A 23,718-nucleotide genomic window follows, 5' to 3' on the forward strand; every position below is an offset into this window, starting at 1 on the left:
ATAGGCTTTGCAGCGCCTTGGTCAACAAGGCGAGCGAAGCCTTTCCCTTTTGAATCAGGATGTACCGTTTTCGTTGGAAAAATGAATTGAAGGAGATGAAACAAATGACGACATTTAGACCACCATCCGTACCTTTAATTACGGTAGACCCTTATTTCAGCGTATGGTCTGCTGCTGACCATCTCTATGATGATCACACCAGGCACTGGACGAATAAAACTCAAGGTATGGTTGGCATGATTGTCATTGACGGCAAAATCAGAAGGTTTATGGGGAAAGTAGACGTTCACGAAGCTTCAACCGTTGAGGAGCCTGACGTGCTCACTCAGACGAATCTAACCGTTGAGCCGGTGACTACCCGTTACACCTTTGAAGGAGAAGGCATCGAACTTGAGGTTCATTTTACCACACCGCTATTGCTCGATGATCTTGAAATGTTATCCAGACCTGTGACGTATGTTACGTTCCATGTTCGAGCGATAGATGGTCAAGGCCATCTAGTGAAAATCTATTTTGATGTGACAGGTGAATGGTGTGTACATACTCCTGATCAGCAAGTCACCTGGGAGTCTCATATAATTAATGAACAGTTACACGCCATGTCTATAGGAACGGTGGAACAACCTATATTAAAACGTGCCGGAGATGATACGAGAATAGACTGGGGTTATATGTATCTGGTGGTTCAGCGATCTCATCAATCTCAATCGGTCATCCATGCGGTATCCAAGCGTGAGGAGTATGCCCGGTCAGGTCTTTTTAAGACAGGAGATGATTCTATCCAGCCAAAGTCCATATCTGGCGATATGGCTATTATGGCAACTGAAATGGATTTGGGTCTTATCCATGAAGAGCCAGCATCCCGCTACGTGATGCTCGCCTATGATGATATTCATGCGATTGAATATTTTCACCAACCACTGAATGCGTATTGGAAGAAAAATGGTATGACATTTGAGGAGATGCTGGTAAAAGCAGCGGATCAATATGAAGAGGTAGTACAACGATGCGACCGCTTTAATCGGGAACTCTTAACGGAGAGTCAGGCTGCAGGTGGGAACCAATATAGAGACATTCTGGCATTGACCTATCGGCAAGCGATTGCTGCACATAAATTGGTTGCTGATGAAGCAGGAGAAGTATTATTTTTCTCCAAAGAGAATTTTAGTAACGGCTGTATCGCGACGGTGGATGTGAGCTACCCCTCGATTCCGTTGTTTCTGAGGTATAACACCGAATTGGTCAAAGGTATGATGCGTCCAATCTATAAGTATGCCGAAAGCACGGATTGGACGTTTGATTTTGCTCCACATGACGTGGGGACTTACCCCCAAGCTAACGGCCAGGTTTACGGAGAGAACAAACTCGAATACCAGATGCCCATCGAGGAATGTGGCAATATGCTCCTGATGGCAGCAACGGTATGCAAATATGAGAAGCATGCGGAATTTGCCCGTGAGCACTGGGGACTTCTAACAACTTGGGCTTCATATTTGTTGCAACATGGTCTGGACCCTGACAATCAACTGTGCACGGACGACTTCGCCGGACATCTAGCGCACAATGCGAACTTATCGATTAAAGCGATATTAGGCATTGCCGCCTATGCGTATATGTGTGATGAACTTGGTTTGCCGGATGGTGCCGTTTATCGTGAAGCGGCTGAAAAAATGGCAGAGGAGTGGTCATCCATGGCGACAGCAGGTGATCACTACAAGCTGACTTTTGACAGCTCGGATGAGTCATGGAGCATGAAATACAATCTGGTGTGGGATCGTTTGTTGGACTTCAACCTTTTCTCAAAAGAAGTGGCTGCTAAAGAGTTGGCTTATTATCAGCTAAAACAGAATCGATATGGCATACCGCTGGATAGCCGTGAGACATACACCAAGTCTGATTGGCTCGTATGGTGTGCCTCCATGAGCGAATCGCAGCCTCAGTTCGAACAGATGATTTCTCCTCTGTGGGACTTTATGAATGAAACATCGAGCCGTGTACCTGTAACAGACTGGTATGACACCATCACCGGAAAGCAGTTGAATTTTCAAAATCGGTCGGTTGTCGGTGGATTTTTCATTCCTTTGCTGAGAAAGACATCTGTATCAAAATCATGATGAGATCAGGTGATGAATTGGAGTTGAAAATCACGGATATTCATAAATTACAACAGCAGTTCAAGAATCCTGAGGCGACGTATCGTCCACAGCCCTTTTGGTTTTTGAACCACAGTTTTAGCAAGCCTGAGTTAGAAAACCAAATTCAATCCATGGTTGAAGCCGGTGTTGGCGGTGTTGTATTGCATGCACGTCACGGGATGCAGGCCTCGTACCTGTCAGAAGAGTTCATGGATACGCTGGATTTCTGCACAAAAGAGTGCCAGAAGCGTGATATGGTGGTCTGGCTGTATGATGAGGACAATTGGCCGAGCGGAACACTGGGAGGTAAACTGACTAGGCAGTATCCCGAATATCGTATGAGATACTTGAGGGTTGAGGAACGAAGATATTTACACGATGCACAGCAGGAAATGTTATCTCTCGATTTTGCCACCTACGCTAACAATGAACTCATCGCAATTCTCGCTTATCGTGCCATCCAGCAAGAAGGGGAATGGCTGATCTATGATCAACCTGAGGATATTACAGAGTTATGCGGACAGGAATGGAAGCCTGATAACGACGAGGATTATATTATACTTGCCTGCTGGTCCTGTGAAATTGCTGAAGGGATCACGTTTGCAAAAGGGTATTATCTGGACACGTTGAACCCGGAAGCGGTGCAGGCTTTCATTCAGTCGGCATATGAGCCGTTTCAGCAATTTCAGCCTCATTTCGGAGTGACCATTCAAGGTGTATTCACGGATGAACCTGGGCTCATGATCCACGACGGTTTTTTCGGAGTCGAAGCCATCCGAACGTCGGTTCAGGATGTGAATGCAACTCTGCCCGGAATCGTATTCGCTTGGACACATGGGATGGTGGAGCGGTATGAGCAGGAGAACGGATATGATCTGATTCCAAGATTAGGCGCGTTGTTATATGGTATGGCCGATGGCAGCAGGTCTGCGAGGCAGGACTATTATGATACGATTACCCGTTGGTATGTGGAAGGTTATCATGAAGCTATTCGTTCGTGGTGTGAATCACACAGCTTGCTGTACATCGGCCATACGCTGGAAGAACCCGTCTGGGGGCAGGCTCGGTCGCAGGGTAATCAAACCCGTGTATTGCAGCAGTTCCATTATGCAGGTGTGGACTACCTGACACATGGAATCGGTACAAAGGAGAATCCACATCGTATTGTATCCGTAAAGACGGCCGGGTCTGTCGCACAGTTGGACGGGAAAAAAAGAGTTATTTGTGAGTCATTTGGTGCAAGCGGTCATGCCTATGCCATGCGACAAAGGCGGCTTGATGCCAATTTTATGGCATTTTTGGGTGTTAATTTGTTTATCCCGCATGCATTTTACTATTCGTTTGCAGGGTATCGGAAAACAGACTTTCCACCTACGGAATTCAAGCATGCACCGCATTGGTCACATTATCGGACTTTTGCCGATTATCTTGGTCGGTTGAGTGTACTGGGTACTTTCACGAAGCGTACACCTGAAGTACTTCTGTTATCACCGATCCAAACGGTATATGAGCATATGTTCTTATCCGGTGAATCGAACCAGCATCCAGCTGCGGATCAACTGTTTTCATTATTGTCAGACCGCATGCTGCGCAGCTCCATTGATTACGATTATGTGGATGAGTGTCAACTCAGGGAGGCGAAGATTACTCATGCTGGAGGATATCAGTTTAACGGAGAACGAAACGAATATTCGATTTTGATTTTGCCGGAAATTACGGTCATGTCTGTAGATATCGCAAAACAGCTTGTTACCTTTGTAAACCGTGGTGGAACGCTTATAGCGGTTGGGGCAATTCCTTGTGATAGTAAGCGACAGCGCCAAGATCCGGAATTACGGAAGTATATGAACGAACTATATGGCTCCGATCCTCAGCCAGGGGAATTACAAGCGATTGGCAAAGGGTACAGCTTATTCTATTCCATGAAAAACACAGCTCATAACGACACACTTATGAACTTGTGTGTTCAGTTAAGAGAGTTAACGACATCATCACCAGCGATTGCCTGGAAACAGATCGAGGGGCAAGCTGAGGATCTCATTAGCGTTGAACGCAAAATTGAAGATCATGTGCACACATGGCTGATGAACTGGTCGGAGCAGCCCGTGACCATTCAACTCCATCAGAACCCTGTGAAAGAACACATAGAAGAACAGATGGAAGAATGGAACTTGGAAAACGGGAGTATAAACCCGTTGAGTCATGATGCTGTTCTAACATTTGTACCGGGAGAGCTTCGTCTTCTATCCGTTAGACTTGATCATTTACCTGATCTGCTTCACACTGAAGATTCGACACATCCCAAACCGCAAGAGCCTATAAATCATAAAGTGCAAGATACCTCCGATGTGTTGGTACTAGGTGATCATTGGCAGTTTCAGACCGTCGAACCCAATGTGCTTGTGTTGGATCAGTGGCAGGTCACATTGAATGACCGTCAGTCCAGAATGAATGCAACGATGCCAGGCCAAGTCAACACGTACCGGACGACGTTTGTCGTAACTGAAGAATGGATCGAGTTTACGAAATTACAGCAAGATGCAGTCCATTTAAACGAAGCTGGAAATGAGCGGATCTTCACGATTGAGCTAATCCTTGACGATATCGAGCAAAAAATTCCATCCCATATTGGTTTCCTCCAACGCAGACGTAATGTTGAAATCTTTGTTAATGGAGTACGGATGGAAGCACTCCAGCCTTCACTGTGGCAAGATATTCATTACGCTGGTGTGGACATTACCAAACAGCTTGTTAAAGGCGAGAATGAGCTTGAAGTTCTCACGGTTTCACTGCTGGAACCGATGCCAGCCATTTCCTTTCCTGCTTATCTGGTTGGTTCATTTGCTGTAGAAAATCAGACTACATTAACCGTTGAACCTGAACAAATGACTGGGGTTTGGAATGTTGAAGGTTATCCTTTCTATTCGGGAGCAGGAGTGTACTCGCAGCAACTGGATTTGTCTGATTTCAGCTTGAATTCGGCAAATGAAATTTGGCTGGAAGCGGAAGATATTAGAGAGACGGCTTGCCTGTATGTGAATGGGGAGCAGGTTGGCGTCCGGTTATGGCCACCCTATCATTGGAACGTCACGTCTTACATGCTTCGAGGTAATAATGTAATCGACATTCATGTGGCTAATACACTGGAGAATCTATATGGAAAGTCTTCACTACCTTCGGGCATGTATGGGCAGGTAAAACTTGTAACTAAAATATTAAAATAATGCATGATTCAGGTTTAGGTTTTGGATTCGCGGGGGAAGAATATGAACACGATAAAGTCGCCAAACTGGCGGCTTTTTTTGCATTGGAACAAAAAGACTGAGCTTTACTTCGCTGGAAATAATTATATTTGAACCGGGTTATTCATCAAATGATTAGACCTCACACGTAATGAAAGCGATTTAAAATTGTGTTGACGAAAACCGTTTTCATAATTATTATGTAAATGAAAATAGTTTTAGAGAGGTGGATATCACTGTGAAGCAATATTTTGAGAAGGCTCAGAAGTTTGGTAAATCGTTTATGCTTCCTATTGCTGTTTTACCAGCGGCGGGTCTATTACTGGGGATCGGAGGGGCCTTGTCCAACGCCAATACGATTAACTCGTATCCATTTTTGCAGATCACATGGTTGCAGCAAGTGTTTACGGTGATGAGCAGTGCAGGAAGTATTGTGTTTGATAATCTGGCATTGATCTTTGCTATTGGTGTGGCTGTTGGACTCGCCAGAGCGGACAAAGGTACAGCAGGATTGGCAGCAGGACTGGCTTATCTGGTCATGAATGCATCGATCAATGCGATGCTGGTCAATTCGGGGAAACTTGCCGCGGATCATTTGGCTAGTGCCGGTCAAGGTATGGTACTTGGAATCCAAACCCTGCAAACCGGTGTACTCGGAGGGATCGTCGTCGGATTGGTTACCGCATGGCTTCATAATCGGTACAACAAAATAGAACTTCCTCAATTCTTAGGATTCTTTGGAGGTTCACGTTTCATTCCTATCGTTTCATCTTTTGCGGCCATCTTTATTGGTATTGCTTTGTTCTTGATCTGGCCAACCATCCAGCTCGGCATAACGCAGCTTGGAGGTTTGGTCGATAGAACTGGGTATATCGGAACACTGTTATATGGATTTATTTTACGGATGCTGGGTCCACTTGGGTTGCACCACATCTTTTATCTGCCTTTCTGGCAGACGGGAGTCGGAGGAACAATGGACGTTGCGGGAAAAGTTTACGAAGGAACACAGAATATTTTCTTTGCTCAACTGGGAGACCCTGCAACCGAGAAGTTCTTCTCGGGTACATCCCGATTTATGTCAGGACGTTTTATCACGATGATGTTTGGTTTGCTCGGTGCGGCACTCGCTATTTATCATACGGCCAAGCCTGAACGTAAAAAAGTAGTTGGCGGATTGATGTTGTCTGCGGCACTCACTTCGTTCTTGACAGGAATTACGGAGCCTCTGGAATTCTCATTCCTGTTTGTTGCTCCAATCCTGTATGTCATTCACGCCGTATTTGATGGATTGGCATTTATGCTTTCACATATTTTTGAGATTACAATCGGTCAGACTTTTTCAGGTGGATTAATCGACTTTATCTTATTCGGGGTACTTCAGGGTAATGCCAAAACGAACTGGATTATCGTTCCCATCATCGGAGTGGTCTGGTTCTTCCTTTATTACTTCACCTTCCGAATCTTGATTGTGAAGCTCAATTTAAAAACTTCTGGACGTGAGGAAGAAGTAACATCAGAGGCAGACGCCAAAACGCAAAGTCAGCAGTCTAATACACCCGCATCAACGAAAGGTGAAGAACGCTCCATCGCTATCCTGAATGGACTTGGCGGTGCAGACAATATTAACGAATTGGATTGCTGTGCAACACGGCTTCGCGTATCTGTGAAGGATATCGAGAAGGTTCAAAAGGATGCGCTTACAGCTACTGGAGCCAAAGGGGTAGTACTTGTCGGTAACGGAGTGCAGGTTATTTATGGCCCTCAGGTTACCGTGATCAAAAATGAAATCGAAGAAATTATGGAAACGGAGTAATTGCAATGAATTTAGATAAATTAGGTTTACAAGGTGGTCTCGTTGTATCATGTCAGGCTTTGGAGCACGAGCCACTTCATAGTTCGCTGATTATGGGACGCATGGCAGTCGCAGCAAAAGAGGGAGGAGCGATCGGTATTCGTGCGAATACTGCTGTAGATGTGAAAGAGATCAAAGAACAGGTTGATCTGCCCGTCATAGGTATAGTGAAAAGAAACTACGGAACCAATCCCGTATTTATTACACCAACGATCTTGGAAGTAGATGAACTTGCCGAGGTCCAAGCAGAGATTGTTGCGGTTGATGCCACTTTACGTGCACGGCCGGACGGTAAATCACTGGATGAATTCGTACATGAAATTCGCACCAAACATCCTCAACTTCTATTAATGGGGGATATTTCAACCAAAGAGGAAGCCATCAATGCAGAACGACTTGGTTTTGACCTGATCTCCTCTACATTGGTCGGATATACAGAGGAGACAGCAGGGATTAAACTGTATGATAATCAATTTGCAGCCTTGAAAGAAATTCTAACTAGCGTACAAACGCCTGTTGTTGCGGAAGGGAATATCATGACCCCGGAGATGGCAGCAACGTGTCTGGAAGCTGGAGTCTATTGTGTTGTTGTTGGTGGAGCCATTACGCGTCCTCAACAAATTACGGAACGTTTTGTCTCAGAAATTGCTAAAGTGAAAAAGCCTTCTCCTTCTGTCCAATAAAAAAAGAAGAAATCAACAAAACAGCCAACGAAATAGGTTGGCTGTTTATTTATTCAGCAGAATAAAGAGCTTTTAACGTTTGCTGCCGCGCATGGAGTAAATGTTCATCCTCAAGTAATAGAAGAGAAATCACATCCAGGATGTAAATAATGGCTAATTGGCTGTTGATGAAGCTCACATCTCCGGTTCGCCCGATATCCGGTGTGAAAATGCACAAATCCGAGACTTCAGACAGGGGGGTATGATCAAAATTAGTAATTCCAACAACTTTGCTTCCTCTTTTTTTGGCTGCGTTTAATGCGTCACTGACTTCTAAGGTTCGTCCTGAATTGGATAAACCTACGACCAGATCATCTTCGCCCAAAAGAGAAGCACTCATGATCATCATGTGTGAATCCGTCACCGCATCAATGACGATATCCATCCGCATTAGTCTGTATTTGAACTCCAGAGCAGATAAACCTGAACTTCCCAAACCATAAACATAGATTCTGCGAGCTTTTTTTATGTACTGGACCACTTGTTTGATTCTGTCGGTATCCAGCATTTCTGCGGTAGCGTTGATGATATCATTGTGGATCTGCTGTGTTCTGATAAAGAAATCTGTTTGATTGCGGGGTTGATCCACTTCACGGTTAAGTCGAATTTTAAAATCTACAAAGGTAGAACAACCTACTTTTTTACAAAATCGAGTTATGGTTGACATGGAAGCATTGGTGTAAGCAGCCAAATCCCTAATATTAATATTATTAATGGATGATTTATTACGCATCACATAATCAGCGATTTCCTTTTCTTTCGCTGAAAAACGTTGATATTCAAGCTGCAGCATGTCGATGACACTAGATGACATTATGATTCCCCTTTCCCAGAACATGTTAACTTTTGTATAGTCTATCCTCATTAGTCTACTTCCTAAAAGCCAATTCATCAAACCTTTAAAAATAGTCTGTATATTTTGATCCAAATAGGAGGAAAACCATATTAATTATTATGTTAACTAAAAACATTGTCCATATTATAAGTCAAATAAATGTAAGAGTTTACATAAGTTTTACTTCCCGCTAACTGAATGCTGATCTTCTCTTGTTATGCTAGGCCTGTTTGGATTTACATAAGCCAACCAATCATACATACAAAGGAGAGAATTATGATCAGTCACCTCTACAAAAAAGTGTTATCCATCCTGTTATCGATTGCTTTGGTATTCGGATGGCTTGCGGGATTTGGGGGAGTTAATTCAGCCCAAGCCGCATCATTGTCTGAGCCTGAGATGCTGTTAGAGCGTAATGCCACTTGGCATTATTTCGATCAGGGTCAGGATCTGCAATCGGATTGGCGTGCTTCATACGATGATTCATCTTGGAAAACGGGACAGGCTCCACTTGGTTACAAAGACAACGGTAATGGCGTAAGCACTTCCTATTTTGGATCACTCAAAACGGAAGTCAGCTACGGTCTGGACAAAAAAAATAAACCCCGCACAACCTATTTCCGGACAAACATTAACGTTAACAAGGATCAGATTGACGGTTACGGGCAAATTCTCGGCACATTCGGTATTGATGACGGTGCAGTGATCTATGTGAATGGTGTGGAAGTCATTCGTTTTGGCATGCCGGATGGAGAGATTGTGTACTCCACCCAAGCAACCTCAAATAAGGACTTGCCGGTAATGTATGAGAATATCGACCTAACTGAGCCAATGAAAGCCAATTTGCATGAAGGCTCAAACGAAATTGCGGTCGAAGTGCATCAACAGAGCGACAGCAGCTCGGACCTGTATTTTGACATGGAGCTTAAAGCCTTGGCTAATGCGCCATCGCTGGATATCAGCAAAATAACGGTTACCTTCTATGGAGATGCAACAAGTAGCAAAGGCTTCACTTGGTATACTCCTCTTGCATCTGCACAGAGCACTGTTCAAGTGGTGCCGAAACAAGGAGGAGGCGTTGCCGACTTCAGTCAGGCCCAAATTTTCAATGGGCGTGCAACCGTCGCTTCCAACTCCCCGGGAGAAATGGTGCATAAGGCGGAAGCGACAGGCCTTTCCCCTGACACTTCTTATTCTTTCCGTGTTGGTGATCAGGATCTGGGTATATGGAGTGAGGTTGGAACGTTTAAAACGGCTCCGGTTGACGGAGCATTTACCTTTATTGACCTGACGGATACACAAGCGAAGGAAGAGGATGAGGCGATCCTGTCCGGATCTACTCTGTCCAAAGCACTCGCGACTGTTCCGAATGCTGAATTTGTCGTCCATAACGGAGACGTTGTGGAGAATGGCACTTCAGAGCAAGAATGGAATTGGTTGCTTGGTCATTCGCAAGCCAGTCTTATGAACACGACCATTGCACCGTCTGCTGGCAATCATGAGAATAAAAATTATGCGTTCTACGAGCATTTTAATGTGAAGCAGCCAGACGGTGCTACAACGGTAACAGGCGCATATTATTCGTATAATTATAGCAAAGCTCATTTTATCGTATTGAACTCCAACGAGGATTCATCGGATTACGCCAACTTCTCGAATGAGCAAGTCGCATGGATGAAGCAGGATGTAGCGGAAGCAAAAGCCGCAGGAGCCAAGTGGATTATCGTGAACATCCATAAAGGTCCGTACACGACATCGAATCACGCCACGGATAGCGACATTATTGGTGCGAACGGTGAACGAAAAAAAATCGCTCCACTCATGAACGAACTGGGGATTGATCTAGTCCTTCAGGGACATGACCATATCTATGCACGGACGAAACCAATCAAGAGCGATGGTACTGCTGAAGATGTGTCCAAAATAACGGAGACCTTCAATGGACAGAGTATCGAATACGCGGTCAAACCGGATGGAACCATTTATATGATTCCTGCTACCGCCGGGGCTAAAGTATATTTCAAAAACCAGAAAACTGAATTAGGAGATGCATATTTTAATTTGTTCGAGCGTGCGGAGGAAAACCACGCTCGGCAATATGGCGACACCACGAGCGCAGCCAGAGGGCAGGTTCAGAACTTCGTTTCATTGACTATTGACGGAGACAAGCTGTCCGCCATAACGTATGAGATTGACCAAAATAAGAATGCAGAACCATTTGTCGTGGATACTTTCGGGATTATCAAGGAATCGGATACAGTTCCTGTTCCAGAACAGGTAAACAAGGTAACGGTAACGTTCCATGGAGATCCTACCAAGAGCAAGGGGTTCACGTGGTACACTTCCGATCAAGTAACGAATAGCGACCTTCAGGTTGTGGAGAAAACAGCTGCAACACCTGATTTCACGCAAGCCAAATCGGTTCAAGGGCGCTCTGCACAACCTGCGAATGCTCCTACAGAACTGATGCACAAAGCAGAAGTGACAGATCTGAAAGCTAATACAACCTATTATTTCCGTGTAGGGGATGCTTCCCAGCAAGTATGGAGCGAGATAGGTACCTTCAGTACAGCACCGGAGAAAGGTAAATTCACTTTCATTGATCTGGCGGATACACAAGCGAAGGAAGAGGATGAGGCAATTCTGTCCTCTGAGACATTGGCCAAAGCATTGGCTACAGTACCGGATGCACAATTTGTCGTTCATAACGGGGATATCGTGGATAATGGTGTGAAAGAGGAGCAGTGGAACTGGCTGCTTGGGCATTCGCAGGAAAGCCTCTTAAATACAACCATCGTTCCATCCGCAGGGAACCACGAGGACGAAAATTATGCGTTTATCGATCATTTCAACATCCAGTCACCGGTAAATTCCGCTACGGAGACGGGAGCTTACTATTCTTATGATTACAGCAATGCGCATTTTGTTGTGTTGAACTCCAATGAGGATTCGGATGAGTATGACAACTTCTCATTAGAGCAAGTCGAGTGGCTGAAGAAAGATGTTCAGGCTGCCAAGAAGAATGGATCCCAGTGGATAATCGTCAACATTCACAAGGGACCGTACACGACGTCAAATCACGCAACGGATTCCGACATCATGGGAGCAAACGGGGTACGTACCAAGATTGCACCGATTATGGCGGAGCTAGGCATTGATTTTGTACTCCAGGGACATGATCACATCTATGCGCGCACAAAACCGATTGATCAGAAGGGGAAAGCGCGTCAGCCAGAAATGATCACGGAGATGCAAAACGGACAGAAAATCGAGTACTCTGTGAATCCGGATGGCACGATCTATCTGATTCCGGCAACAGCGGGTCCAAAAGTGTATTACAAAAATCCGAGCACAAGTCTCGGTGATGCTTATTACAATCTTTTTGAACTGGCAGAGGAGAATCATGCAGCCAAATATGGCCCTGATCCGAATGACAACCGTCGTCCAATGCGCAGTCAGGTACAAAATTTTGTGGGCATTACGATTGACGGCAGCAAATTGACAGCTATAACGTATGAAATTGACCAAAATCAAAATGGAGCAGCCCCGTTCATTGTTGATCGGTTCGGTATCGTGAAGAAGACAGAACCATCGAATCCAGGACCAGGAACTTCCAATCCGGGAACATCGAATCCCGGCTCGGGTTCAGGTTCAGGTAATGGATCTGGCAGCGGTAATGGCTCCTCAGGAAGCGGTGGCGATACAACTACCGGTAACGGTTCGAACAGCGGTAGTGGTAGCGGAACTGATTCCGGCAACAAACCGGATACTGGATCAGGCAATAACGGAAACGGAGGCACTGCGCCAGCGTTGAAAGATACAGCCGGACACTGGGCAAAATCTGCAATTGATAAAGCCCTGGCGGCTGGATTCGTCAATGGCTATGGCGATCAGACCTTCCGTCCAAATCAGAAAGTCACACGTGCCGAGTTCATTACGATGCTGGGCCGTGCCTTGAATCTGAATGCCGTAAGCGAGAGTATTCACTATACGGATGATAACAAGATTCCTTCATGGGCGAAGCCTTATATTACAGCAGCTGCATCCGCTGGCATTGTCAATGGTTACGAGAATGGCTCGTTCGGCCCTAGCAAGACGCTGAGCCGGGCGGAGATGGTAACTATGATTGCACGCGCTGGCGGAATCCAAACGGATTCCAATGCGAAACTGGATTTCAAAGATGCAAAAGATGTCCCAGCATGGGCAGTATCCTATGTAGCTTCTGCTGTGGAAGCAGGTCTGGTGGGCGGTGTAGGTGGCAATCGATTTGCTCCGATGCAGACAGCTACCCGTGCTGAAGCAGTTACACTTATTGTTGGGCTTCTTGAACAATCGAAATAACGCTAAACCTAATTTCCAAGAAACCAATGCGGGACGTTCCCGCATTGGTTTCTTGTTTTATTCTAGAGACCGGGAAATATTAGAGACATTGCAAAAGAATCAGAGTCCCTGTACAGTGGATGAATCATTAATCAACAATGACTCCAAGAAGGAGAGTATCTATGAAGTCCCACACCTCTGAGCGTATTAAATTCCCGGCAGGGTTTTGGACAGGCTTGCATCAATTAGGGATTGCGGCCCACGATGTAGCTCGCAAAGCACAACTGCCGCTCACGATTATAACTGAATCAGCTGTTACGACCACTCAATATTTTGCGATCTGGCAGGCATATTCCGATCTCGTCGGTGACACTGCCGAAGGAATCATCAAGCTTGCGACCGTCTTTGAAACGGGGAAATACCCGCCGAGTGTCTTAGCAACCTACCATGCGCGTGACTACCGTGATGCATTACACCGAATGGCTCGGTACAAACAGCTTTGTCCCCCTGAAAGCTTACGTATTACTGAGGAGGGCGATGATTGTTCAATTGAACTGGAATGGTCTAACGAACAACCAGGTCCGTCATTGCTGGTTGGAGTCACACTGGCATTTCTCCTCGAACTTGGGCGCCGGGGAACAGGTCAACCTTTGACTGCGCGGCTTGTCGAATTTTCGCGCACCATGGGCGATGTTCGAACCCTTGAGACTTATTTTGGCTGCCCAATTCGGATGGGTGCAACTTGTAACCGGCTTACCTTACATCGTAAAGATTTGGACCGTCCGTTTCTTTCATACAACGAAGAGTTACTGGAGATCCTTACTCCCGCCCTGGACCGATCGCTGGATGAACAGCAGGGCAGTCGTTCTATTACAGAAATGGTCAAATGGATTATGAAACGCAGTCTCACAGGAGGTCGCCCCGACATTCAAGTCGTTGCCAAGGAATTGGGTATGAGCGATCGGACCTTGCAGCGCCGGCTTACAGAAGAGAATACAAGTTTCAAGCATCTATTGACGCAAGCCAGACATGAGCAGGCACGAGCCTACTTGGCAGACCCTACACTGGATATTAAAGAAGTAGCTTTCTTAATTGGATATGAAGACCAGAACTCGTTCTACCGTGCCTTCCGCTCATGGGAAGGGGATACGCCAACGAATTGGCGTACGGAATATTTAGGAACGAATTCGCTATCCGAAGGACCGCCAGAATCATCAAGGCTTCATTAACTGAATGCTTTATACCATTTGGCGTGTTATGCAAGAACTTTGGCGCAACACGCTAGTTACTGGACAATGTAGACAAGGTAATATAAATCCTATCCGGAGCACAAGACTGTTTTTAACATGATAACAATTCAGCTTGCCGCTACAAGAAAATAAAAGGAGTAGTGTGATATGGATATGGGTTTATACGGTAAAACAGCTTTGGTTACAGGATCGACGAAGGGGATAGGGAAAGCCATTGCCATTGAACTTGCCAAAGAAGGGGTTAATGTGCTCATCAATGGACGAAATGATGCAGAGGTTGAGCGCGCGGTTCATGAAATAAAGTCCGAGTTTCCCGCTACCTCACCTCAAAAAGCTACAGCTGATCTGGTGGACATTGGTCAAAGAGAAGCCTTATTTGAAAAATACCCCCAAATTGATATCCTAGTGAACAATATGGGGATTTATGAAATGATGCAATATGAAGATATCAGCGATGAGGTTTGGGAGAAATACTTCCGTACGAATGTGCTCGCTGCAAATGCATTGTCCAAGTTTTACATGCCTAAAATGTTGCAAAATGATTATGGCCGCATGATCTTTATTGCGAGTGAAGAAGCCATCATGCCTTCAGGACAAATGCCTCAGTATTGTATGACCAAATCCATGTTATTATCGTTGTCCAAAAGTTTATCGAAATTAACGGTAGGAACAGAAGTTACCGTCAATACAATCATGCCAGGACCAACCCTCTCTGAAAATGTGCAACAAATCATTGAGAGCATCTACCCTGATGAATCGATGACTTTTTTAGAAAAAGAGAAGGATTTTATGCGCAAAAACCTGCCTCAATCCGAAATCCAACGATTTATCAAGCCTGTTGAAATTGGCAGATTGGCCACATTTGTATGCAGTCCGTATGCATCGGCATTCAAAGGTTCTCCAATCCGTATGGATGGGGGAATGGTGCCAACCATCTTCTAAACTTTGTTTTTCACTATACAACTGAACGTAAAGAACCTTGAGGGAAGCCCAAGGTTCTTTTTTTGTTTCTATATATCTATAAGCTTAATGGATCAAATCCGATTCGTTTTCTGATACACTGATTGATTTTATAACAAGCTCACTGAAAGCTTTAATGGCTGGAGATAGCCATTTTTTCTTTTTAAACAGCATATGGGAGTAAATGAGGTCAAACTGTTCGGAATGACTCACAATCTTAAGTTTTCCTCGTTCCACGTCTTCTTTAACTGTCATGTAAGGTAAAAAAGAAAAGCCGAGTCCACTCATAACGGTTTGTTTGATGGCCTCAATACTCCATAACTCCATCGTTTGAAACGGAGGAATATCATGTTTTACAAGATATTTTTCAAACATGGTTCGATAACTGCATCCTTCTTCGTTGGTGATAAAAAAGGTGGGGTTGTTCTCCAGTTTATACGCATCAAAATGTTCCGGGCCGTCATTGCTGGAAACCAGTACTATTTTTTCCTCGATTAGCTGGTAATGAATGCATTTTTCCGGATGCAGCTCGGGGTACACCATCAAAGCTACATCTACACGCCCACTTATCAAATCAACCTGGTTTTGCTCACATGTACCGTTGGTAAGGATGAATTGAACTTGAGGATATTTCGATGAATACTCCTTGATGATCGGACTTAATCTGGAAATTGTTAAAGACTCTGGTGCAGCTACCCTTAATATACCTTTAACTTCCTGTTCGCTTCTTATGCTTTTAATCTGATCATGAGTTGCCAGCAAATCTTCTGCCAGTGGTATTAATTCCCTCCCAAGATGCGTAAGCTTCAATTGTCTTTTTTCGTATGTGAAAAGCTCCCCGCCAATCTCTTCTTCGAGGGACTGTATATGAGCCGTGATCGTGGATTGTGTGTAGCCCAATTGGGATGCGGCCCCGGTATAGCTTCCAACCTCGACAATCGTCTGAAATGTGACAAGATGTCTAATTTCCATCCAAGTTCTCCTTAGCTTGAGACATGTATCGATAAAAATGATAATGCTTTTAATAATTTCGATTTTATTAAGGGTTTAATTCATCATACAATAAAGTCCTTCAGATCGTAAATGATTTCATTGGGGGGTACAGCTTGAATATTGTAGCATTTCTAACGTATGTGATCGTGACCTCCATAACACCTGGACCAAGCAACATCTTGATGATGAATGAGGCACGGAAATTTGGCTTTATTGGATCATGGAGATTTAATGGTGGTATTTTAGCGGGGTTTGGCTTATTGGGGATCATAAGCGGCGTATTTACAACAAGCCTATATCACTGGTTGCCAGTTTTAGGGCCGTATTTTAAATGGGCTGGTGCAGCATATATGCTTTATCTGGTGTGGCTTATGATTGGGAATAAAAGCTCGGAAAAGGATTCGAGGGATGTGCAATCGTCATTTTTATCCGGTGTTATGCTCCAACTTATCAATGTCAAAAGTATATTGTTTTTTCTAACGGTGATGAGTGCTTTCATTTTGCCTTCTTCACCTTCTGGCGGGAGTCTTGTTATTTATTTGAGTTTATCGATCCTTCTGGGATGGTTGTCGTTACTTGTATGGTCGGGGTTTGGCTCCATGTTCAAAACCTTTCTAACTGTCCATGACAGGTCATTTCGATTGCTGATGTGTCTGTTGTTGACATACTCAGCGATACGTATTTTTATTTAACTCAAAACGTAGGAGGATAATTGAAATGAAACCGTTCAAGATCGCTATTCCAGAGCAACAATTACATGATTTATCTAACAGATTGAAACAGGTTCGATGGCCCTCTCGATTCTCTGAAGAACCATGGGCTTTGGGGACAGATCATTCCTTTTTGAAGCGATTAGTGGATTACTGGAGTTCGGAGTATAACTGGCGCGAGCAAGAAGCAAGACTGAATCGTTTCCCGCAATATATTGAGAACGTGGATGGTTTCGATATACATTTTGTTCATGTTCGAGGTGAAGGAGTTTCATCACGGCCGCTGCTACTGACTCATGGTTGGCCAGGATCATTCGTAGAAATGTTAGAACTGATTCCTTATCTAACAACCCCATCATTATATGGTGGACAGGCTGAAGACGCATTTGATGTGATTATTCCTTCTTTGCCGGGATTCGCATTTTCGAGTAAACCCACTCAGCCTGGGGTAGGTTCCAAATATGTAGCTACACTTTGGGCGAAACTGATGGATCGTCTGGGTTATGAAAGGTATTTTGTACAGGGAGGGGATATTGGAGCAGGAGTCTCAACGTGGTTAGCCTTCATCTACCCTGAGCGGGTGAGAGGACTTCATCTTAATTATATTCCTGGAAGCTACAGGCCACCACTTACTCAGAATACACCTTCGATGAGCAAAGAAGAGCGCACATACCTTGACTCCGTAGCGGAATGGTCGGAACGAGAAGGCGCTTATAGCGCCCTTCATAGAACCAAGCCGGAAACTTTGGCTTTTGCACTGAGTGATTCCCCGGCAGGTCTTGCCAGCTGGATGGTAGAAAAATTTCGGGGGTGGAGTGACTGTAAAGGAGATATTGAGAGTTCCTGTTCACTTGATCATATCCTCATGAATATCTCGATATACTGGTTTACCAATACAATTGCATCTTCCATGCGAATCTATACTGAAGGTGGCAAAATGCCACTGCATTTCACGGAAGGCCAGCGCATTACTGTTCCAACAGGGGTTTCCGTATTTCCCAAGGAGTTGCCGATGCCTCCACAAAGCTGGGTAGAGCGTGTGTATCATGTTACGTACTGGGAGGAAGCGGATAAAGGGGGGCATTTCGCTGCGATGGAACAGCCAAAGTTATTAGCTGAACATCTTCATCGTTTTATTCATTCCATTAATTAATTTCTCATACAATCCTTTTCTGGATTTAACGGGAACAAAACGTAACCATTCAGAAAGTCGCCTGTTGGCGGCTTTTTATATAGTTATGCAAGTTTGTTTGGTTACGAATGATATTCTCTAACCGTATATATGCAGTTTCTTCCTCCAGCCAAAATATACTCTCCACGTTCAATATGAACTTGATCCCCCAGAACCGTTTTGAATAAATGCAATTCATTCTTACATAACCCGGTACATACCGCCGCAGCTTCACAGATTGGACAATGCTTCTCTATAAACAACAGGCTACCATCGCCTTGATCCTTGACCTCGGCCATATAGCCTTCATTTGTTCGGATTTCAGCCAGTTTCTCCAGCCTTTCCTTCACGCCGGATGTATCGCCAATGTACTGTAGATATTGCTCTTGCATGTTCTTATTCCGAACATTGAGGAGCTTGTCCAGCCCTTCATTTCCGAAAGCTTCTTTCATGGAATTGATCAGACTGACGGATAACTCCGAATATCCACTAGGGAAAAAACGATCAGCAGCGGGGGTTAATCTCCATAGCTTGGTTGGTCGACCCATGGGACGAGCTTCTTCTTCGAAAGTAACCAATCCTTCTTCTTTCAGTGCATTTAAATGCTGCCTGATAGCCATTCCAGATAACGCAAATTGGGAGGAGAGTGCCACAACATCCATTCCACCTTGCTGTTTAAGCAGGTTAATGATTGCTTTTCGGGTACTGGTTGAGGCATCCTTTTTCGTTTGATCCCGGCTCATGGTGAACCTCCTTTTTAAGCAACTGAATCTTCATTATTTCATACATTTTAAACAAATACATTGACAAAGTCAAAGGCGAACTGTAGTTTAAACTTTGTAAAGTAAAATGTTTACTAAGTATCCGGATACGATGTATACATAAAATTCTCTTGGAGGTCACATACCATGTCGTCCCATTCACAAAGTATTTTCAGTCCGCGTTATTTTGCATTATCCATAGGAATTATATTGTCAGTGATGGCTGTTGGATTTGAAGGTTTGTCGGTAACGACAATTGCTCCTTCCATTGCTGGAGACCTGAACGGTCTTAACCTGTTTGGCTGGATATTCAGTACATATCTGCTTGCACAGATTATAGGCACCTTGGTTGTTGGTCGGATTATTGATAGAAGGGGACCCGCAGTACCATTTACGCTCGCACTTCTATTGTTTATTGTCGGGCTGGTCGCAGCCGCAACTGCAGGAGATATGTATACCATGATCGCGTCACGCGCCATGCAGGGTTTGGGGGCCGGAGCTATGATGACTTGCGTGTACACGGCGATTTCCTTAAGTTATCCTGATGAATTACGTGCCAAAATACTGGGCGCATTCGGTACAGCCTACGTTCTTCCGTCCATGCTTGGTCCATACGTTGCAGGGCTTATTGCAGATCAGTGGTCATGGCGCTTTGTGTTCTGGGGGATTCTACCGATCCTGTTAATTTCAGCGCTCCTTAGCTTACCTGCCTTTACGAAATTAAAATCACAGCCTTCACAAGGGGAGCAAGGATCTGCCGCTACTTGGATGACGCTGCTATTAACGATAGGTACGGGAACTTTATTAGTGGGACTTGGAAAGCTTCCGTCAATTATTGGATTTGTTATCGTCTTTATTGGGGGAGTTCTGATGGTATACCCACTGCGCAAACTCCTGCCGGAGGGAACCCTTGCTTTGCGAAGAGGTATGCCCGCTATACTCGCTACGCGTGGATTGTTCTTCGCTGCTTATACCAGTACACAAAATTTCTTGGTATTAGCTTTAATTGAGGTGAAAGGAATTACACCTTCTCAGGCTGGTTTAATTGTAGCAAGCGCTGCACTGAGCTGGTGTGTCATTGCTTATATGCAAGGGCGTTGGGACTCGGCAGATCAGGGTCGTGGACGTCATACACGAATTATTATTGGTGTACTCCTGCTTGCCATCGGAATTACCATCGTATTTTGGGTTCCTGTTGTGACCGTTACCGCAGCGGTTATAGGCCAAATCATAGCTGGAATAGGAATTGGATTGGCACATCCGATTAGTGGTGTTGTTGCGTTTTCCCAAACAGGAGAGGAAGGCGTTGGCAAAACCTCGGCAAATCTGCAATTTGCAGATTCATTTACACCGGGCGTAGTCATCGGGATCGGTGGTTCTATCCTGGTGGTGTGTCAAGCTGGCGGGATGTCATTGCAATCAGGATTAATCGTAACGATGGGCTTTCATCTGGTGTTAATCGTCTTGAGCTTGATTGCCAGTACTCGAATTGCACCAGTAACAGACCAAATAAGAACGGGACTGCAATCGTTAGGCTTGAAAAACAAATAAACGGGGGTAAGCCAAGGAAGGTGTGTTCATGCGATGTTGACTTCGGATACCGAGAAACTTTTCACAGCCTATCGTATTATCGGAACGAAATGGACGATCCATATCCTATGTACTCTTTCGCAAGGTCCTAAGAAATTCAGCGAAATTTACGAAAATGTGCCTTCCATCTCAGAAGCGATCCTCTCCAAACGATTAAAAGATCTTCAGAATGATCAGTTGGTGAAGAGAAAAGCCCTAACACATCCCATACAGATCATGTATGAACTTACACCCAAAGGGGTCGCTCTAGCTGCTTTCATACCTTGCTTGATGGAATGGTTTACTACAAACATGAATTAACGCAAAGGAATATCCTGCGATTGCCATCATTTTATCCGGAGGTTTTCTGAATGAACCATGTGTTAATCCTATCCGATACGCATCACATTGTTAAAAGTTTAAGTTTGTTGATTCAAACCGAGGCGTCGTTACATGTACTGGACGCTACTCGTGATGTGATCGGTAGTAACATGGATCAACTTCCGGATAATTCTGTGATCATCGTAGATATGAATGTGGACAATATTGAGCTGCTTATAGAACAATTTCCCGAGAAATATCGAGTGATATTGTATAGCGGGTCGCTGGAACTTATGGATATTCCTATCCATCTGCAATCAACAGGTTGTCGTTATTTTAATGCATATACGAGTCCTGAAGAAATCATTAAGATTTTAATGGGCTGCGTTTGAAAAACAACCGGCTAGCCAAAAAATACGCTTCAAGGAGGTATAACAATGATTCAGGTCAGTGAAGCAGCAGCAGAAAAAATCGTTGAAATCCTGGCAAGTACGGATACCCAGAATTCTTTCCTTCGGGTCGGGGTCGATGAGGGGGGATGCAGTGGTTTATCCTATAGCCTTATCGTAGATGAACAGCAAGCAGAAGGGGATATCTTATTAGATAAAGGTGTATTTCGTATATTGGTTCACACCAATACGGTTCCATATATTGAAGGACTTGAGATTGATTACGAAGAAAGTGGAATGTTAGGGGGATTCACCATGAATAACCCTAATGCAAAAGTTTCATGTGGATGCGGGGCCAGTTTCCGAATGGCGAATTACCGTGGTGAGGTCAAAAAATGTGATTAATTGTCAGGATGACGGAATATTTTCAACCAATATCTCATATTAAACATACAATGAAGGAGCTTTCTATTTGCCGATCGTGCAATCATGTCTTTTCAACTCAGGGAGAGAATGTCATGAATATTTTTGAGAATCACATACCTTTGGAAAAATTGAAATGGAATGAGCCATTAAAAGACCACACGTATATAAAGCTGGGTGGTAAAGCAGACATACTTATCCATCCCACAACGAAAGAAGAAATTATTAACGTGGTTAACATTGCAAAAACACATCAAATACCTCTAACGATTATTGGAAAAGGATCAAATGTCATTATCAAAGATCAGGGCGTGCGTGGAATAACGCTCTCTCTGAGCGAATTTGATCAGATTAAAGTCTATGGTGACAAGATTGTCGCGCAGAGCGGTTCCAACATTATTGATGTGTCACGTACTGCTTTGCATAACAGCTTAACAGGTCTGGAGTTTGCATGTGGAATACCCGGAAGTACAGGTGGCGCCTTATATATGAATGCGGGAGCTTACGGTGGTCAGATGGATGAGGTCGTTGAGCGAGCGCTAGTGGTTACTAAAAACGGAGAGCTGATAAACATGGTCCGAGATGACATGCAGCTTGGTTATCGAAACAGTATCTTTCGAACGGATCAATACATCATACTTGAAGTGGAATTTAAGCTTAAACCAGGGAACAAGGATGTCATTTCGAGTATCATGCAGGATTTAACGATTAAACGGGAATCCAAACAACCGCTTGAATTTCCCTCTTGCGGAAGTGTATTCAAACGTCCAGAGGGACATTATGTCGGAAAACTCATTCAAGAGTGTAATTTACAAGGTACTCGCATTGGGGGAGCGGAAATTTCCAAGAAGCATGCTGGTTTTATCATTAATGCAGATGACGCCACTGCTGAGGATTATTTAGAATTAATCAAATTAATTAAAAAAACAGTACGTGATCAATTTAATATTGAATTGGAGACGGAAGTCATTATTTTGGGAGAGTAGGCTGCTATGAACAGTGAGCTAAGTGTTGTCATCTATATTCTGGTTCTCCTTAGTTCACATGAAAATGAGAAGTTAACCAGTACTCAGATCTCTGAAAGGATTCGGGTGAACCCGGCGAGGATACGCCGAGTCCTTAGCTCGATCAAAAAAGTGGGATACGTTAAGGCAAAAGAAGGTATTGACGGTGGTTATGTTTTGTCTAAAGACCCGTATGAGATAACCTTGAAGGATGTGTACACCCTGGTGTCTTCCAAACCGCTTCAGATTCCCAAACCATCCATTATGAAAAAAGGGAATTTAACTGCAGAGGTAGATATTCAGCTCGCAAACATTTTCATAGAAAGTGAACAACAGTTAATGCAGCAGTTAGAAAAAATCACCCTAGGCAGTATGCTTCATGTGATGAAGGAATGTGCATTGGAAACCATGGAATAGTTTGATGATGAAGAAGAAATCATAGGAGGTTAATGTTGTGAAATTAATCGGATTATCCGGGTCACTGATTGGATCAAAGACACCAGTGGGTGTGGATGCTGTACTCCAATTCGTAAAAAATAATCATCCAGAAATTGAAGTGGAACTCATAGATTTAAGAGATTATAAAGGGATCGAATTTTGCGATGGTCGCAAGTTGGAGGAATACAATGAAGACACCCAGTTGGTGGTCCAAAAATTGATTGATGCTGACTTTTACGTTATCGGCACACCAATATATCAATCCTCTCTGACAGGCGTACTGAAGAATGTATTCGACCTTCTGCCCGTGCAGAGCATTTACAATAAAGTGATGGGTTTTATAGCAACCGGGGGCACCTATCAGCATTATTTGGTAGTGGAAAATCAATTAAAACCGATTGCTGGCTTTTTCCGCTCTTATGTCGCCCCAAGCTATGTATATCTGAATAGTGATCATTTTGATGCTGAGAATAACATTAAAGATACTGAAGCACTAAGTCGGCTGGAAAAGTTGGCTGAGGAACTGGTCTTCATGCAGACTCAACTAAAAGCTTCATCGAGCTGAAATAAGCAAGGATTAAAATTTATGTTTCATTAAAGAACAAAGGTAGCCGATCAGTACG

General features: G+C 44.1%; 19 protein-coding genes. 16 read left to right on the forward strand and 3 right to left on the reverse strand.

The annotated features are described in order from the left end of the window. Positions 1-95 precede the first annotated feature (95 nt). The 4 genes from BLV50_RS05030 (at position 96) to BLV50_RS05045 (ending at position 7,912) form a co-directional block, all read left to right on the forward strand. The gene (locus BLV50_RS05030) at positions 96-2,114 is read left to right on the forward strand and encodes a glutaminase family protein (RefSeq protein WP_090807490.1); all 2,019 of its coding nucleotides are present in this window, start codon (positions 96-98) and stop codon (positions 2,112-2,114) included. After that, positions 2,111-5,359 carry a glycosyl hydrolase gene (locus tag BLV50_RS05035; protein WP_090806251.1) on the forward strand — a complete coding sequence of 1,083 codons (3,249 nt, stop codon included), beginning with the start codon at positions 2,111-2,113 and terminating at the stop codon, positions 5,357-5,359. The genes BLV50_RS05030 and BLV50_RS05035 overlap by 4 nt, the downstream gene beginning before the upstream one ends. A 301-nt stretch (positions 5,360-5,660) precedes the next feature. Next, complete coding sequence (locus tag BLV50_RS05040; RefSeq protein ID WP_371121428.1) at positions 5,661-7,190, forward strand: maltose/glucose-specific PTS transporter subunit IIC; 1,530 nt, start codon at positions 5,661-5,663, stop codon at positions 7,188-7,190. A gap of 5 nt (positions 7,191-7,195) precedes the next feature. Continuing rightward, entirely contained in the window at positions 7,196-7,912 is a 717-nt protein-coding gene (locus BLV50_RS05045; protein WP_090806253.1) for an N-acetylmannosamine-6-phosphate 2-epimerase, read from the forward strand. 49 nt (positions 7,913-7,961) lie between these two features. Here BLV50_RS05045 and BLV50_RS05050 read toward each other — a convergent pair whose 3' ends face one another. Then, on the reverse strand, positions 7,962-8,744 hold the full coding sequence (locus tag BLV50_RS05050; RefSeq protein WP_176854346.1) for a MurR/RpiR family transcriptional regulator: 783 nt from the start codon (positions 8,742-8,744) through the stop codon (positions 7,962-7,964). A gap of 318 nt (positions 8,745-9,062) precedes the next feature. Between BLV50_RS05050 and BLV50_RS05055 the strand changes: the two genes are divergently transcribed. From BLV50_RS05055 to BLV50_RS05065, 3 genes are all read left to right on the forward strand, one after another. Beyond that, positions 9,063-13,127 (forward strand): S-layer homology domain-containing protein, encoded by a 4,065-nt coding sequence (locus BLV50_RS05055; RefSeq protein WP_072732811.1) that lies wholly within the window; start codon positions 9,063-9,065, stop codon positions 13,125-13,127. Between the two features lie 161 nt (positions 13,128-13,288). Beyond that, complete coding sequence (locus tag BLV50_RS05060) at positions 13,289-14,335, forward strand: AraC family transcriptional regulator (protein ID WP_090806257.1); 1,047 nt, start codon at positions 13,289-13,291, stop codon at positions 14,333-14,335. A gap of 168 nt (positions 14,336-14,503) precedes the next feature. Continuing rightward, positions 14,504-15,298 carry an SDR family NAD(P)-dependent oxidoreductase gene (locus BLV50_RS05065; RefSeq protein WP_090806259.1) on the forward strand — a complete coding sequence of 265 codons (795 nt, stop codon included), beginning with the start codon at positions 14,504-14,506 and terminating at the stop codon, positions 15,296-15,298. 84 nt (positions 15,299-15,382) lie between these two features. Here the strand turns inward: BLV50_RS05065 and BLV50_RS05070 are convergent, their stop codons facing one another. After that, on the reverse strand, positions 15,383-16,288 hold the full coding sequence (locus tag BLV50_RS05070; RefSeq protein ID WP_090806261.1) for a LysR family transcriptional regulator: 906 nt from the start codon (positions 16,286-16,288) through the stop codon (positions 15,383-15,385). Between the two features lie 134 nt (positions 16,289-16,422). Here BLV50_RS05070 and BLV50_RS05075 point away from each other — a divergent pair, with 134 nt between their 5' ends. Together BLV50_RS05075 and BLV50_RS05080 are read left to right on the forward strand one after the other, a co-directional pair. Continuing rightward, positions 16,423-17,001 (forward strand): LysE family translocator, encoded by a 579-nt coding sequence (locus tag BLV50_RS05075; RefSeq protein WP_090806263.1) that lies wholly within the window; start codon positions 16,423-16,425, stop codon positions 16,999-17,001. Positions 17,002-17,026: 25 nt separating this feature from the next. Next, positions 17,027-18,172, forward strand: a complete 1,146-nt coding sequence (locus BLV50_RS05080; RefSeq protein WP_218135362.1) for an epoxide hydrolase family protein — start codon at positions 17,027-17,029, stop codon at positions 18,170-18,172. Positions 18,173-18,273: 101 nt separating this feature from the next. On the opposite strand, the gene BLV50_RS05085 is transcribed toward BLV50_RS05080, so the two are convergent. Continuing rightward, positions 18,274-18,933 carry a helix-turn-helix transcriptional regulator gene (locus BLV50_RS05085; RefSeq protein ID WP_063565058.1) on the reverse strand — a complete coding sequence of 220 codons (660 nt, stop codon included), beginning with the start codon at positions 18,931-18,933 and terminating at the stop codon, positions 18,274-18,276. A 165-nt stretch (positions 18,934-19,098) separates the two neighbouring features. On the opposite strand from BLV50_RS05085, the gene BLV50_RS05090 reads away from it, so the two are divergent. The 7 genes from BLV50_RS05090 to BLV50_RS05120 all read left to right on the forward strand — a co-directional run bounded on the left by BLV50_RS05090 (position 19,099) and on the right by BLV50_RS05120 (position 23,660). Next, a complete protein-coding gene (locus BLV50_RS05090) occupies positions 19,099-20,502 on the forward strand; it encodes an MFS transporter (protein ID WP_090806267.1) in 1,404 nt (467 codons plus the stop codon). A 33-nt stretch (positions 20,503-20,535) separates the two neighbouring features. Continuing rightward, positions 20,536-20,841: a winged helix-turn-helix transcriptional regulator gene (locus BLV50_RS05095; protein ID WP_063565056.1), complete on the forward strand. Its 306-nt coding sequence runs from the start codon at positions 20,536-20,538 to the stop codon at positions 20,839-20,841. Positions 20,842-20,891: 50 nt separating this feature from the next. Beyond that, positions 20,892-21,233, forward strand: coding sequence for a hypothetical protein (locus BLV50_RS05100; protein ID WP_063565055.1), 342 nt, complete (start codon positions 20,892-20,894; stop codon positions 21,231-21,233). A 45-nt stretch (positions 21,234-21,278) separates the two neighbouring features. Beyond that, positions 21,279-21,635 (forward strand): HesB/IscA family protein, encoded by a 357-nt coding sequence (locus BLV50_RS05105; protein WP_063565054.1) that lies wholly within the window; start codon positions 21,279-21,281, stop codon positions 21,633-21,635. A 113-nt stretch (positions 21,636-21,748) separates the two neighbouring features. Next, positions 21,749-22,639, forward strand: a complete 891-nt coding sequence (gene murB / locus BLV50_RS05110; protein WP_090806269.1) for a UDP-N-acetylmuramate dehydrogenase — start codon at positions 21,749-21,751, stop codon at positions 22,637-22,639. A gap of 6 nt (positions 22,640-22,645) precedes the next feature. Further along, positions 22,646-23,074 (forward strand): Rrf2 family transcriptional regulator, encoded by a 429-nt coding sequence (locus tag BLV50_RS05115; RefSeq protein ID WP_090806271.1) that lies wholly within the window; start codon positions 22,646-22,648, stop codon positions 23,072-23,074. Positions 23,075-23,111: 37 nt separating this feature from the next. Then, the gene (locus BLV50_RS05120; RefSeq protein ID WP_063565051.1) at positions 23,112-23,660 is read left to right on the forward strand and encodes an NADPH-dependent FMN reductase; all 549 of its coding nucleotides are present in this window, start codon (positions 23,112-23,114) and stop codon (positions 23,658-23,660) included. Positions 23,661-23,718 lie beyond the last annotated feature (58 nt).

The sequence above is a fragment of the Paenibacillus sp. 276b genome (assembly GCF_900107875.1).
GTDB classification, from domain to species: Bacteria; Bacillota; Bacilli; order Paenibacillales; family Paenibacillaceae; genus Paenibacillus; species Paenibacillus marchantiae.